The organism is Flexivirga meconopsidis (assembly GCF_026162425.1).
Classification (GTDB): Bacteria; Actinomycetota; Actinomycetes; order Actinomycetales; family Dermatophilaceae; genus Flexivirga; species Flexivirga meconopsidis.
In genome coordinates this window covers 207012-220810 of the sequence record NZ_JAOBQJ010000004.1, presented here as the reverse complement: position 1 = coordinate 220810, position 13799 = coordinate 207012, and the positions used below count along the sequence as shown (strand labels likewise).

The following is a 13799-nucleotide window of genomic DNA, read 5'->3' as shown; positions in this document are numbered from 1 at the left end:
GATGACAACGACCGAACCCGAGCCGACCGCGGCGCCTGCGGCCCGGCCCGCCATACCCCGCGAGGTATGGGTGATGGTCTGCGCGAGCTTCGTGATCGCGCTCGGCTATGGCGTGGTGGCGCCGGCGTTACCGGAGTTCGCGAGGAGCTTCGACGTCGGCGTCACCGCCGCGTCCGCGGTCGTCTCCGCATTCGCAGTGATGCGTCTGGTCTTCGCCCCGACGAGTGGCCGGCTGGTCCGCAAGCTCGGCGAGCAGCCGGTCTACCTGCTCGGCCTGCTCATCGTGGCGCTGTCGACGCTGGCCGCGGCATTCTCCCAAAACTATTGGCAACTCATCGTTTTCCGCGGACTCGGCGGCATCGGCTCGGTCATGTTCACCGTGTCGGCGATGGGTCTGATCATCCGCATCGCACCCCCGGCTATCCGTGGCCGGGTGTCCGGGCTCTATTCCTCGAGTTTCGTGCTGGGGAGCATCAGCGGCCCACTGCTCGGTGGTGCGCTGGTCGGATTCGGCCTCCGCGTGCCGTTCGTCGTCTACGCCGTTGCGTTGCTGGTCGCGATCGCGGTCGTCCGCTGGCAGCTGCGAGGCAGTCCGCTCACCGCGATCGACACCTCCCCCACGGTCGCCGCGATGCCGATGCGGGCAGCGCTCGCGATCGGCGCCTACCGCTCGGCCGTGCTCACGGCGATGATTTTCGGCTGGGTCTACGCGATGCGAGTTTCGTTGGTACCGCTCTATTTCGCCATCGTGCTGCACCAACAGCCGGGCGTCGCCGGACTTGCCCTCGCCACCTACGCCTGCGGCGACGTCCTGGCGATGTTCCCCTCCGGCCGATTGTCCGACCGCGTCGGTCGCCGGCCACTCATCGTCGCGGGTATGACGGTGCTCGCGCTCGCGACCGCGGCGCTCGCGCTGACCGAATCCGTGCCACTGGCCTTCGCCTTCACCCTCGTTGCCGGTGTCGGCACCGGCATGGTCAGTCCCGCCCAGCAGGCGGCGCTGGCCGACATCATGTACGGCCACGGCCGCGGCGGTCCGGTGCTCGTGACCTTCCAGATGTGTCAGGACGTCGGCACCGTGGTCGGCCCGGTGGTTGGTGGATTCCTCGCCCAGATGTGGGGTTTTCCAGTGGCATTCGGCGTCACGGCTGCCCTCGCTGCCGTCGCCGCGCTCGCCTGGGCAGTGGTGCGTGACACCACGTCAGCGACCGTCGGCAGCTAGGCGTCCGTCGACCGCTCGATAGCGGCTGGACGCTGCTGGACCTTACGGATCCGCTCGACATCCAGCTTCGGCGTGCGGTCGAAGAAGTAGATGCCGTTCTGCTCTTGGAAGACGTCGGTCAGCTGGGTGTAGCAGTAGCCGAACATCCGGGGGTCGTCGAGCAACACGTCGACCAGCCCCTGGAAGCGCTGGTAAACCTCCTGCTCGGACCGGACCGCCTGACCGTAGCCCCATGAGTCGTTCCCCTCTTCGCCCGCCGGGTTCCACCAGATGCCACCGAATTCGCTGCAGAAGTAGGGCTGTCCGGCGTAGGGCAGTGACCATTCGCCGCCCTCGTTGGTGTACGGGCGTCCGTCGGCGAGAGGTGCCATCAACTCGCCGAAGCGTGCCGGATCCTGCTCGTAGAGGTGCGAGTCGTAGATATCGGTTTGGTGCACCCGGTGCGCGTAGCCCGACGCATCCAGCACTGGTCGCGTGCGGTCGGCGAGCTTGGTGGCCAGAAACATCCCGCGCGTGACATCGTCCAGCACGGTGATCCGGTCGTGACGACGTTGATAGGTCTCGTTCAGCGGGCACCAGCCGATGATGCTGGGGTGACTGTAGTCCCGTTCGAGCGCCTCCAGCCACTGGGTGATGTACGACGCGTCCGGCCGCTGGTTCTCCAGATCCGCCGGCCCGGGCTCGCGACAACCCCAGTCGCCAAACTCCCCCCACACGAGGTATCCGAGCCGATCGGCGTGAAATAGAAACCGCTCCTCGAACACCTTCTGGTGCAGACGAGCTCCGTTGAATCCGGCCGCCATGGCCAGCTCGATGTCCTCGACGAGAGCCGCGTCAGAGGGCGCGGTCATGAGGCCGTCCGGGTAGTAGCCCTGGTCGAGCACCAGTCGCTGGAAGACCGGTTGCCCGTTGAGCAACACGGCAGGACCATCGATCACCACCGAGCGCAATCCCGCAAAGGAGGCGACCTCGTCCACCACCTGCCCGTCCGTGTCACGCAACACAAACCGCAGGTCGTAAAGGTGCGGGTCTGCTGGGGACCAAAGTCGGCGGGCGTCATCAGGGATCACGAGCGTAACGGTGACCGTGAAATCGGTTGCTGCCGAGACAGATTCACGGGTGACGACGCGGCTCCCGTCATACAGCTCGGCCACGACCTGCAGCCCGGCACGGTCTCCACGCACTGGCAACTCCACTCGGAAGCACGACGCGCCGACATCCGGTGTCACTCGTGGTCGCTCGAAACGGCGCCGCGGCACCGGCTCCAGCCACACGGTCTGCCAGATCCCCGTCGTCCGGCCGTAGAGCGCACCCCACCCGGTGTAGTCGCGGCTCTGCTTGCCGCGCGCCTGCGGGCCGACGTGGGTGTCCCGGCACCGGACGGTGAGCTCCCGGTGCTCATCGACGAATTCGCCGGCATCACCAAGCGGGACGCTGAACGAGGTGAACCCACCACGGTGCCTGCCCACCTCCTCGCCATCGACCCACACGGTGGTGTCGTAGTCGGCAGCGCCGAAGTGCAGCAGCAGCTCCTGGCCGCGCCAATCATCCGGCACGCGAATCGACCGGCGATACCAGACCGCCTCCAGGAAGTCGGTCTTCTCGACTCCCGACAATGCAGACTCCGGCGCGAACGGCACCGTGATGGCGTCGCTCAGCTCGGTAGTCAGTAGTCCGCGTTCGAGCCCGCTGTCGGCCTGGTCTATCTCAAAACCCCACTCACCGTTCAGATTGAGCCACCTGGCCCTGCGGTATGACGGGCGGGGGTACTCCGGCCGCGGGATCGCCGCGGACAGGGACGCAGTCATGCTCAGCTGCCTTTCGCCAAGGGGTGCTTGTCCGATTGGGCACCGGCCGTGCTGGCCCGCGCCGCGATTTCGTGCGGTATGACGAGGTGCTCGCGCGACGAGGCTCCGGATTCGAGCTGCGCGAGCAGCAATTCCACTGCGGCGGTCGCCACGGCGTCGCGCGACACACTCACCGACGACAGTGCCGGCACTGCATATTGGGCGTCTCGCAGGTCGTCCCAGCCGAGCACTGCGACATCGTCGGGGACGCGTAGACCCAGCGCGTGCAGCGCGTAGAGCACACCAAAGGCGAGTTCGTCGTTGTAGCAGAACACCGCATCGGGCGGGCTCGAGGCGGCCATCAGCCGTCTGGCTGCCGCCGCTCCCTCTGCCCGGTCGTATCCACTCGGTGCCACGACCCAATCTCGTCGCACCCGCAGACCGGCGGCCCGCATCGCGGCGCGGTAACCCTTCGTCCGCATCGCACCGGTCTCGCCACCCGGACCGCGTTGGTCGCCGATAACGGCAATTCGCCTGTGCCCCAGCGAGATCAAGTAGTTCGTCGCATCACGCGCGGCATCGATGTTGTCCGTGCCGACCCATGCCAGGTCGAACGACGCACCGTGCTCACCGAGCACCACGAGCGGAGTCGATGCGTGACGTTCGAGATCGTCACCGGTCACACTGAGCGGGCTGACGATCGCCCCATCCCACAGCTGATCGCGGGTCGCCAGGTCCAACGGCGACAGCTCACCGGCCCGGCGGCCGTCGGTCTGGTCGATGACCAACGACCGACCACGGTGGCGCGCCGCGGTGACGACGGCGTCCGCCAGCTCGGCGAAGTAATGCTCCGCAAGGCGCGGGATCAGCAAGCCGATGACTCCGGTCCGACCGGTCCGCAGCCGCCGAGCGACCAGGTTCGGCCGATAGCCGAGCTCGTCGATGACGGCCTGCACCGTCGCCCTCGTCGCGGGTGAGACCTGCGGAAAATCGTTGACAACGTTGGAAACCGTGCGCACGGAGACTCCGGCTCGGTTCGCCACATCACGCAGAGTCGGTGTCACGCGGTGAAAGTATCAGAAACGCTTGCAACGTTGCATGCAACGATGCAAGGATCCGGGACAGCGCACGAGGAGGTGCCATGTCCCAACGTTCGGGTGGCCGGTCACCACTACCGTCTGTCAACCGCCGGATGGTGCTCGGCGCTGGAGCGGGCTCGCTTGCAACACTGCTCGCCGGTTGTGGATCGCCGGTTGCCACAGGCTTGTTCGGTGCGGCACCGCCCACACGAACCTTGACCTATTGGAATCTGTTCGCCGGTGGCGACGGCGCAAACATGCAGACGATGGAGGATGCCTACCGCAAGGCACACCCGGACGTACGACTCGACTCCACGGTGTTGAGCTGGGGCACGCCTTACTACACGAAACTGTCGTTGGCCACATCCGGCGGTGCACCACCGGATGTGGCCGTGGTCCACCTCTCGCGTCTGGACACACTCGCCAAGGCGGGGCTGGTCAGCTCCCTCTCGCCCGACGAACTGGCGAACGCCGGCTTGCCCACTGACAACTTCACTCCCGCCGCGCTCCAGAAGGCGACGGTCGACGGCACGGTCCGCGCAGTGCCGCTCGACACTCATCCCTTTGTGATGTTCTACAACGTCGAGGTCTGCCGGAAAGCCGGATTACTCGATGGTTCAGGCAAGCTCAAACCCATCAACGGGCCGCAAGAGCTCACCGCCGCGCTCCGCGCAGCGCAGCGCGTGACCGGGCAGTACGGCGGGGTGGTGACCATCACCAACGACCCGTCCACCAACTGGCGATTCTTCGCGACGCTCTACTACCAGTTGGGTGGCACCGTCGTCGCGGACTCCGGCACTCGGATCACGCTTGACGACGACAAGGCCGTCCAGGCGCTGACCTTCATGCAAAGCCTCACGCGCAGTGGCTTGCTCCCGAAATCCGTCGACCCCGGCGGGACCACCTCGCTCTTCTCCACCGGGAAGGCCGGATTCCTCTTCGACGGGGAATGGCAGATACCGACCTACCGCGACACCCCGGTGAGGTTCGACGTCGTGCCCGTCCCACACGTCTTCGGCCCGAAACTTGTCGCGTTCGCCGACAGCCACTCGCTCGTCATACCGCGTAACGGCGCGATGGATGCCGAACGCCGCTCTATCGCATTGGGATTCATCAAGTCCCTGCTCGATTCGAGCATGACCTGGGCACAAGGCGGGCACATCCCCGCCTGGCTCCCGGTCCGCGAATCACCTGAGTTCGACAAGCTGCGCCCCCAGGCAAACTACGTCGAAGCCGCGACGGCTGCCAGGTATGACCCGCCGGGTTGGTACTCCGGCGCCGGCAGCCAGTTCGAGAACATCGTCGGCGCCGCGGTCGCGGCGTCGCAGACCACCTCCCAGACCCCTGCGGGCGCGGTCCGCGCGATGCGTTCCGGACTGCAGCCGTACGTGACCGCCATACCACCGGTCGGATAGGAGCCCCGATGGCCACCACGATCATCGACGACGGAGTCAGTGCGGCCCGGGTGACCTCGGCGGGCAACCGCTCCGGACCGCGCGACGAGCACCGCGCCGGCTGGCTGCTCAGCCTGCCGTTCCTCGTGCTCTACCTGCTCTTCCTGGTCGGGCCTGCGGTCTACGGGATCGTGATGAGCTTCTTCAACGCCACGACGGTGCGCCCCGGCCTCGGCAAGGCGGTCGGCCTCGACAACTACCGGTCGATCCTGACCAGTTCAGACTTCTGGTCCTCGATGGGGCACACGGTCTGGTTCACGACCCTGACGACGCCGCCGCTGGTGATCCTCGCGCTGTTCTTTGCACTCCTCGCCGAGCGCCTGCATCGCGCAAAAGCGTTGGTGCGCTTCATCTTCTTCGCGCCATTCGTCCTCCCGGTGACCTCCGTGACGCTCATCTTCCTCTGGCTCTACGCGCCGGAGGTCGGCCTCGTCCCGCACTGGTTCGAGGCCGTAGGCCTCCCTCCACCCAACCTGCTCGGCGAGACCAAATGGGCGTTCATCTCTGTCGCGGCCCTGACCGTCTGGTGGACAGTCGGTTTCAACTTCGTGCTCTTCCTGGCTGGGCTGCAGGAGGTCCCGCGCGACGTCTACGAAGCGGCGGCGATCGACGGCGCGAATCCGGTGCGGACGCTCACCGGGATCGTCCTGCCGTTGCTACGCCCGACCGTCGTGCTGGTCACCATGCTGCAGATCCTCGCCAGCATGCAGATCTTCAACCAGATGTATCTGATGACTGCGGGCGGACCCGGCACCTCCACCCGACCAGTCATGGAGTTCATCTACGACACGGGCTTCTCCGACTATCGCGCAGGGTATGCCGCAGCCGCCACGATGGTCTACTTCGCTCTCGTGCTCGTGGTCTCGCTCGTGTGGTTCCTGCTGCGTCGTCAATCCAACAAGGAGGTCGGCGCGTGAGCACTCCGCCGAATGCTCTTGACTACAACGGCCGTTCGCGGGTCTTCAAGATCTTCTCTGCACTCGTACTTGCGGTGTTCGCGATCATCTGGATCGTGCCGATGGCATTCGCCGTCGACACCTCGCTCAAGCCCGAGGCTGAGATCGCGGCGAACCCGACGAACTGGTGGAGCGACCATTTCTCGCTCGCTGCCTATCGCAAGGTCATCGACGGCACCCCGATCCTCACCTGGTATCTCAACAGCTTCATCATCGCCGCGCTGACGGTCATCCTCACCGTCGCCGTCACCTCGATGATCGGCTTCGCGCTCGCGCAAACCCGATTCGCCGGCCGTGGAGGAGTGTTCGCGTTCGTCCTGGCCGGGTTGCTGATCCCCGGGCAGATTCTCGCCCTGCCGCTCTACCAGATCATCCAGTCGATGCACCTGCTGAACACCTACTGGGCGATGGTGCTACCCGCGGCGGCCGCGCCCATCGCGGTCTTCATCTTCGAGTCGTTCTTCTCCGGTCTTCCGCGCGAGCTCATCGAAGCCGCCCGCATCGACGGCGCATCCTGGTTTGGGGTCTACTGGCGGGTTTGTCTGCCGCTGTGCCGGCCAGCGATCTCCGCGGTGTCGATCTTCACCTTCGTCGGCAGCTGGAACAACTTCCTGTGGCCACTGCTCGTCCTCAGCAATGTGAAGCAGATGACCATCCCCGTCGGCATGTCGGCGGTGACCGGTGGTTTCGGCATCCTCTATGCACAACTGATGGCGACAGCTGTCCTCGGGGCTCTCCCGCTCTTTGTGGTGTTTCTGCTCTTCCAGCGGCACATCGTGCAGGGCGTGGCTCGCACGGGCATCAAGTGACGGCAACCGATTTCGCCGCCGACGCCCGGGCCCGTGGGTCCCGCCATCGCGCGACGGCCAGCGACACGAGGTAGATCGCGAAGCTGAGGAAGCTGATCATCACGCTTGCCTTCACATCTGCGTCGATGAAGGCCAGGCTCAGCAGGAACCCGCCGTCGGCGGCGATGAGCGCGAACAGGATCGCCAGCCCGCTGACCACCAGCGGGTTGGCCGACCAACGCCGGGCAGCCGCTGCCGGAGTGATCGTCAGACTCAGCACCAGAAGCGTGCCGACGATCTGAGCGGCCTCGGTGACAGTGACCGCGAGCACGAGCAGGAAGACCAGCCCGAGCGGGCCGACCGGCACGCCACGGGCGGCCGCGACGTCGGCGTCGACGGAGGCGAACAACAGCGGCCGGTAGATGACGATCATCACCACGACGACCAGGACCGCGATCACGGCCAGCAGAGCGACATCCTTGGTGCTGACGGAAACGATCGACCCGAAGAGGATGTTGGTCGCTGCCGACGCGAAGCCGTGATAAAAGCTCAGCAGGAAGGCGCCGAGGCCAAGCCCGAAGGCGAGCAGCACGCCGATCGCGGTGTTGCGTTCGCTCCGTTGCCTACCCAGCCACCAGATGGCCACCGCCACGACGACGGATCCGGCCAGGGCGCCACCCACCGCGTCACCCGCGATCAGCAGCCCGGCCACCGCGGTTGGGAACGCGAGCTCGGCCGTGCCGTGCACCGCGAAAGCCATGTCGCGCATGGCGACGAACGGCGCGATCAGGCCGCTGGTGATGGCGATCAGCGTCGCGGCAATGAGCGCGTGCTGCGCGAATGGGTACTGCAGATAGGTCCATAGGTCGCTCATGCTGAAACCTCGATGGGGCCGCAGTGGTGGGAGGCGTCCGGGGTCTGCCCCGCACCGACGACGATGACCCGGCCGCGCACGTGCAGCACGTCGATCGGGGTGCCGTAGAGCGCGGTCAGACGCTCGCTGGTCAGGATCTCGTCGGGGGCGCCGACGGCCCAGTTGCCCGCGGCGAGGTAGACAATGCGGTCCACGAACGGCAGCACCGGATTGACTTCGTGGGTGACCATCAGCACTGCGGAGTCCGAGTCACGCCGCCGACGGTCCAGCAGGTCGAGCACGCCCTCCTGGTGACTGAGATCAAGTGAGGTGAGCGGCTCGTCACACAGCAGCACCTTCGGGTTGCTCATCAGCGCTTGGGCGATGCGCAGTCGTTGTTGCTCGCCGCCGGAGAGGCGACCTACCGGCGCATCGGCGTATGACGAGGCGCCCACGGCGTCGATCATTCGGGCAGCGTCGGCGCGCACCCGCCGGCTCGGCAGCGGCCAGCCGAACCGGTGACCATCGGCTCCGAGCATCACCAGGTCCCGCCCACGCAACGCCAGGTCACGGTCGAAGATCTTCTGCTGGGGCACATAGCCGACGGCGGCACTCCCCCGCCGCGGCACCGAGCCGCCGACCGACAAGGTGCCTTCGCTGAGCGGTTCGAGACCGAGCGCGGCCCGCAGCATCGAGGTCTTGCCCGCCCCGTTCGGACCCAGAATGGCGATGAACTCGCCCGGCATGACGCCGAGGTCGAGGTGCGACCACAGCCGCCGCCCCCCGACCGTCAGACCTGCATCTTGAAACGAAACCAGTGGCGCACCAGGCGTTTTCGTCATTTCGATCCCTTCAGGGCGGCGAGCAGGGCTTTCGCCTGCGCCAGCTGCCACGACTGATAGTCGCGAGCGTCGGTGGGCATTGTCTCGGTCACCGCCACCACTGGCACACCACTCTTGGTCGCAAGCGACCGCAATTGGTCGGTCTGTTTGTCGGTGACCTGCCCGTTGTAGAGCAGCGACTTGACCGCGCGGGTGGTCAACGCCTTGTCGAAGGCGACGGTGTCCGCCGGACTCGGGTCGTCGCCCTCCTCGACCGCGGTCGTGAAACCTGCCGGGATGCCGAGCTTCAGCCCTGCCTCGTCGATCAGGTAGCCGGCGACGCGTTCGGTATAGGCGACCTTGGTCCCGGCGTATTCGTCGCGGATGGTCCGTACGGTGTCGTCCACCGGCTTCATGCCCTGCGCGAAGGCCTTCGCACCCGCGGCGTAGTCGCTGCTGTGCTTCGGGTCGATCTTGCTCAACGCGTCCCGGATCGCATTCGCGACCTTCGGCATCTGCGCGGTGTCATACCAAAGGTGCGGATTCGCGTCCTTGCCCTGCACACCCAGCACGTTCGCCGCGGTGACGACCGACCGGTCGCCTCCGGGCGCGCCCTTCAGCAGATCCTGCATGAAGTCGTCGTAGCCGAGACCGTTGTCCACGACCAGCTTCGCCTTGGCGACGTCGACGGCCGTCTTGGCGCTCGAGTCGTAGCCGTGCGGGTCGACGTTCGGATCGCTCAGGATCGAGGTCACGTGGACGTGGCCTGCGCCAACCTGCCTGGCGATGTCGCCATAGACGTTGGTGCTGGCCACGACGTCGATCGTGTCGCCACCCGCATCGCCGGCACCGCCGCTGGACCCACACCCGGCCAGCCCGATGACCACCGGCATACCCACGGCCGCCGCCAGCACCCGAAACTTCACTGCACACCCACCTGCTCGATATTGAAAACCATTCCCGACAACGGAGAATAGCAGTGCGCCGCGGGTGTGTGCGACGTCGTGGGGAGTCAGCCCTGGGCGAGCGAACCCATCGGGTCCCAGGCGGGCAGCACGATCGGCTCCTGATCGAGCGCCGCCTGCAACTCCTGCGGCAGTCGATCCCGGCGGGCCGCGATCTCGAAGACGTACTCGCCGAACCACGAGTCGTTCATCGTGAAGAAGCCCTTGTCACCCTTGTCGTCACCCCAGGAGTTCTCGACCCGCCACTTGCGCGGAGTGTCGCCGGCGAGGTCGACACCGGTGAAGAGCATCGCGTGCGTCATCAGCGTCTCGTGGTAGTCGAGCCGGTCGGCCTTGTCGAGCTCGAAGCGGGTGTCGTAGACGCCCTCGAGGTCGTAGAGGTGGGCGTCCCAGATGCCGAGCTGCCGCTCCTCCATCTGCCCGACGTCACAGCCGAACCACACCGGTTCTCCGTCTTGGATCGCCTGTGCTGCAACAGTTTTCAGCACACTCGCCGGCACGTTGAGGTAGCACACCGGATCCCCGCCGACTATGTTGCCGAGCTGATCCACGGTGAAGGTGCGTCCGCGTGGGCTGCTCGCGCGGGGGTCATCGACCAGGCACACGTAGTCATCGACATTCACCGTCAGGTAGCGGTCCCGGAAGTCCTGCGGCGTCATCCGGCCGTCGCGGTGGAACTCCCCGTCGTCGTCGGTCCACTGCCACTCGAAATCGGTCGGCGGCGTGCCGAGGTGGATCGCGAGCATCCGGTATGCCGTGCCGAGCGCCTGCGACCGCACCTGCGCGACTGCCTCCGGACCGCTCGCCGCGCGCAGATCACGCGCCGCCTGGCGCAGCACCCGCCGCAGGTTCTTGTTCATCGGCGCAGTGTGCGAGGACGACTCCGTCTCGGGCATAACGGTTTTCGGCACCACACCGTACTTGCGCACCAGGGCCGCGAACATGTTCCACTGGCCACCGTCGCCCATCACGTCGTCGAGCACGTATGCGAGCGTCCGGTCATCGAGCTCGCGATCCTTCATCGCGGCGACCGACTCCAGGAAGTAGTTGCACCGCTCCAGCTTGTCCCAGAAGAGCGTGTGGTTCTGCGAGAGCTCGAAGTCCTTGACTCCGAGTCGCTCCATGACGCCGGCGCGCAACAGGTTCAGGCCGGCGAACATCCAGCATCGGCCACTCTTCTGCTGGTTGGTCGCCGGCCACCTGTCGAGCCGATGCGAGACCGAAGTGTCGATGCCGGTCACGATCCGCCGGTCGAGCGCAACGTCTGCGATCGTCGTTCTGGTCACTGCGTTCTGGAAAAGGCGATTGACCGAGCGGGCCTCGAACTCCTTGCGCAGAAGTTCGACGTCCTGCTCGGTCAGCGGCGTGGAAGAGATCCCCATGGACTCACTGTCTCATGCTGGACGTCCTCCAGCGCGGGCATGACGGCCCATCGATCGAGGGCTCAGCGCACCAGGTCGTTATCGCGCTGCTGTTCCCTTTCGAAGTCGTCCAACGCGCCTGCAGCGCCACCGAATTCGTCTCCGACCTCACCGGCGATCTGGTCGGGCGTATCGGCACCGGACACCTTCTCGCCATCCTCGTCGAGCCCCTTGTCGGCGTCGGCCAGGGTGCGGTGTGCAGTGCTCAACAAGAGGGCCGCAACAACCGCTGCCCCTGCCGCAAGAGCGAACGGCACGTGCAGATTGAATCGCTCCACCAGTTTGCCCGCGGCGAACGGTGCAAGACCGCCGCCGATGAACCGGACGAAGCCGTATGCCGCGGAGGCGACGGGACGCTCCACCGGCGAGATGACCATGACGGCCTGAGTCGTGAGCGTGTTGTTGATGCCGATCACAATGCCCGCGGCGATCACCGCACAGATGAGGACGGTGCGATTGGTCGGCCACGCCGCGATCACCGCGAGGTCGATCGCGAAGAGGCCGAGTGCGGCATACAGAGTCGGGGCGGTGCCGAAGCGACGCTGCAGCGCCGGCGCACCGAAGACCGCGAAGATCGCGACCAGGATGCCCCAGCCGAAGAAGACCAGGCCGAGCTGAATCGCAGACAGCTTCATAGGGAAGGGCGCGTAACCGAGCATGGTGAAGAACGCCCAGTTGTAGAACAGCGCGGCCAGCCCCATGATCAGCAGCCCGCGATGGCGCAGCGCCTTGATCGGCGCGAGGACCGACGTGTGATGATCGGGTTTCGGGGTTGCCGGCAGGAAGAGCACGGTCGCGACGAGCGCGATCAGCATCAGCACCGAGACGCCGTAAAACGGTCCGCGCCAAGAGATTTCGCCGAGCAGTCCACCGAGCAGCGGACCGACGGCGATGCCGACTCCGAGCGCGGTCTCGTAGAGGATGATCGCACCGGCGAAGCCGCCGGACGCCGACGCCACGATCACCGCCAACGAGGTGGCGATGAACAGCGCGTTACCCAGGCCCCAGCCTGCGCGGAAGCCGACGATGCCGTTGATCGAGCCCGCCGATCCGGCCAGCGCGGCGAACACCACGATGATCGTGAGGCCGGCGATCAGCGTCTTCTTCGCACCGATGCGGCTGGACACCGCATTGGTGACCAGCATCGCAACGGCCGTCACCACCAGGTAGCTGGTGAACAGCAGCGTCACTTGGCTCGGGGTCGCGTCCAGCTGCTCGGAGATCGCCGGCAGGATCGGGTCGACCAGGCCGATGCCCATGAAGGACACCACGCAGGCGAAGGCGACGGCATACACCGCCTTGGGTTGCTTGAACATCGACGGCGGGTCGGACGCCGGGGCGTGACTCACGTGAGCTCCTCTCGCTGGCTGGTCTGTGCCGCTCATGAGCCGGGCACATCGCCCGACTATATGCATGTTCTATGTTTATCGCAAGAGGAGCACTGCCGAGACGGACCTCTCAGGTCAAGTCAGGGCAGGAGGAGGAGCTTGCCGGTCGTCGCGCGACCTTCCAACGCCTCGTATGCCGCTGCCGCGTCGTCGAGCCGGAAGCGGCCGCCGATCTCCAGCTTCAACCGGCCGTCCGCGAGCTGGCCGAGGATATCCTCGGCCCGCCAGAGCAACTCCTCGCGGTCCTGCAGGTAGGCAGCGAGCGTGGGCCGGGTGACGAAGAGCGAGCCGAGCCGGTTGAGCACCTGCAGATCGAGCGGCTCCACCTGGCCACTGGAGCCGCCGAAGAGCACACCCATCCCCCGCGGCCGCAGCGAACGCAACGATGCGCCGAAGGTGGCGCGACCGACCCCGTCATACGCGACGTCGACACCGCGGCCGGCCTGCCGACGCACCTCGTCGGCCAGCGCATCGCCCTCGAACTGTCGGTAGTTGATGGTGTGGTGAGCGCCGAGTTGCCTTGCCTTGTCGAGCTTTTCCTCGCTGCCGGCAGTCGCGACGACAATCGCCTCCTTGCCGGCGATCAGTTGCACCAGCAGCTGCCCCACTCCCCCGGCCGCGGCGTGGACCAGCGCGATCTGGCCCTTCTGCACCGGCCAGGTCGAGTTGACGAGGTAGTGCGCCGTCATCCCCTGCAGCATCGCGGCGGCGGCGGTCTCCAGATCCAGGTCGCCCGGCACCGGCACGAGCACGTCGCCGGGGATGTTGGCCAACTGCGTTGCGCTGCCGGTATAGCCGGCCCACGCGACCTTGTCGCCGACCTTGACATCGGTGACGTCCGCGCCGACGGCCTCGACGACGCCGGCGCCCTCCTCGCCGGTGACGAAGGGCGTCTGCATCGGGTAGACGCCCTGCCGCTTGTAGACGTCGATGAAGTTGACGCCGACGGCGGCGACGCGCACCTGCGCCTCACCGGCGGCCGGTGGCGGCACCACCACGTCCTGAACCTGCAGCACGCTGCCGTCGCCCGGTTCGGTCACTACGAGAGCTCGAGTCATGGGATTC

The 13799-nt window shown here is 66.4% G+C and carries 12 protein-coding genes; 4 read left to right on the top strand and 8 right to left on the bottom strand.

The window, feature by feature from the left end; genetic code table 11:
- The first annotated feature begins 1 nt into the window (after nt 1).
- A complete protein-coding gene (locus N2M23_RS14575) occupies nt 2-1222 on the top strand; it encodes an MFS transporter (RefSeq protein WP_265446433.1) in 1221 nt (406 codons plus the stop codon).
- On the opposite strand, the gene N2M23_RS14570 is transcribed toward N2M23_RS14575, so the two are convergent.
- Both N2M23_RS14570 and N2M23_RS14565 read right to left on the bottom strand, forming a co-directional pair.
- Entirely contained in the window at nt 1219-3030 is a 1812-nt protein-coding gene (locus tag N2M23_RS14570) for a glycoside hydrolase family 2 protein (RefSeq protein WP_265446431.1), read from the bottom strand. The two genes, N2M23_RS14575 and N2M23_RS14570, sit on opposite strands and share 4 nt — an antisense overlap.
- 2 nt (nt 3031-3032) lie before the next feature.
- Nucleotides 3033-4073: a LacI family DNA-binding transcriptional regulator gene (locus N2M23_RS14565; RefSeq protein ID WP_265446429.1), complete on the bottom strand. Its 1041-nt coding sequence runs from the start codon at nt 4071-4073 to the stop codon at nt 3033-3035.
- A gap of 77 nt (nt 4074-4150) precedes the next feature.
- Between N2M23_RS14565 and N2M23_RS14560 the strand changes: the two genes are divergently transcribed.
- From N2M23_RS14560 to N2M23_RS14550, 3 genes are read left to right on the top strand one after another with little or no spacing between them, the layout of a single operon-like run.
- A complete protein-coding gene (locus N2M23_RS14560) occupies nt 4151-5503 on the top strand; it encodes an extracellular solute-binding protein (protein WP_265446427.1) in 1353 nt (450 codons plus the stop codon).
- 8 nt (nt 5504-5511) lie between these two features.
- The gene (locus tag N2M23_RS14555) at nt 5512-6459 is read left to right on the top strand and encodes a carbohydrate ABC transporter permease (protein ID WP_265446425.1); all 948 of its coding nucleotides are present in this window, start codon (nt 5512-5514) and stop codon (nt 6457-6459) included.
- Complete coding sequence (locus tag N2M23_RS14550; protein ID WP_265446423.1) at nt 6456-7307, top strand: carbohydrate ABC transporter permease; 852 nt, start codon at nt 6456-6458, stop codon at nt 7305-7307. The genes N2M23_RS14555 and N2M23_RS14550 overlap by 4 nt, the downstream gene beginning before the upstream one ends.
- On the opposite strand, the gene N2M23_RS14545 is transcribed toward N2M23_RS14550, so the two are convergent.
- The 6 genes from N2M23_RS14545 to N2M23_RS14520 all read right to left on the bottom strand — a co-directional run bounded on the left by N2M23_RS14545 (nt 7300) and on the right by N2M23_RS14520 (nt 13792).
- Nucleotides 7300-8160, bottom strand: a complete 861-nt coding sequence (locus tag N2M23_RS14545; protein ID WP_265446421.1) for a metal ABC transporter permease — start codon at nt 8158-8160, stop codon at nt 7300-7302. The genes N2M23_RS14550 and N2M23_RS14545 overlap by 8 nt on opposite strands.
- Complete coding sequence (locus N2M23_RS14540; protein ID WP_265446419.1) at nt 8157-8981, bottom strand: metal ABC transporter ATP-binding protein; 825 nt, start codon at nt 8979-8981, stop codon at nt 8157-8159. Before N2M23_RS14540 ends, N2M23_RS14545 begins: the two co-directional genes overlap by 4 nt.
- Nucleotides 8978-9886 carry a metal ABC transporter solute-binding protein, Zn/Mn family gene (locus N2M23_RS14535; RefSeq protein ID WP_265446417.1) on the bottom strand — a complete coding sequence of 303 codons (909 nt, stop codon included), beginning with the start codon at nt 9884-9886 and terminating at the stop codon, nt 8978-8980. Before N2M23_RS14535 ends, N2M23_RS14540 begins: the two co-directional genes overlap by 4 nt.
- A gap of 86 nt (nt 9887-9972) precedes the next feature.
- The gene (locus N2M23_RS14530) at nt 9973-11307 is read right to left on the bottom strand and encodes a C1 family peptidase (RefSeq protein WP_265446416.1); all 1335 of its coding nucleotides are present in this window, start codon (nt 11305-11307) and stop codon (nt 9973-9975) included.
- A gap of 62 nt (nt 11308-11369) precedes the next feature.
- Nucleotides 11370-12695: an MFS transporter gene (locus N2M23_RS14525; RefSeq protein ID WP_265446415.1), complete on the bottom strand. Its 1326-nt coding sequence runs from the start codon at nt 12693-12695 to the stop codon at nt 11370-11372.
- A 119-nt stretch (nt 12696-12814) separates the two neighbouring features.
- Nucleotides 12815-13792 carry a quinone oxidoreductase family protein gene (locus N2M23_RS14520; RefSeq protein WP_265446413.1) on the bottom strand — a complete coding sequence of 326 codons (978 nt, stop codon included), beginning with the start codon at nt 13790-13792 and terminating at the stop codon, nt 12815-12817.
- Between the last annotated feature and the right edge of the window lie 7 nt (nt 13793-13799).

Bases quoted from the DNA above. Each gene is read 5' to 3' on its own strand.
- N2M23_RS14575 (WP_265446433.1), top strand. From the start codon at position 2: ATGACAACGACCGAACCCGAGCCGACCGCGGCGCCTGCGGCCCGGCCC.
- N2M23_RS14570 (WP_265446431.1), bottom strand. From the start codon at position 3,030: ATGACTGCGTCCCTGTCCGCGGCGATCCCGCGGCCGGAGTACCCCCGC.
- N2M23_RS14560 (WP_265446427.1), top strand. From the start codon at position 4,151: ATGTCCCAACGTTCGGGTGGCCGGTCACCACTACCGTCTGTCAACCGC.
- N2M23_RS14555 (WP_265446425.1), top strand. From the start codon at position 5,512: ATGGCCACCACGATCATCGACGACGGAGTCAGTGCGGCCCGGGTGACC.
- N2M23_RS14545 (WP_265446421.1), bottom strand. From the start codon at position 8,160: ATGAGCGACCTATGGACCTATCTGCAGTACCCATTCGCGCAGCACGCG.
- N2M23_RS14540 (WP_265446419.1), bottom strand. From the start codon at position 8,981: ATGACGAAAACGCCTGGTGCGCCACTGGTTTCGTTTCAAGATGCAGGT.
- N2M23_RS14530 (WP_265446416.1), bottom strand. From the start codon at position 11,307: ATGGGGATCTCTTCCACGCCGCTGACCGAGCAGGACGTCGAACTTCTG.
- N2M23_RS14520 (WP_265446413.1), bottom strand. From the start codon at position 13,792: ATGACTCGAGCTCTCGTAGTGACCGAACCGGGCGACGGCAGCGTGCTG.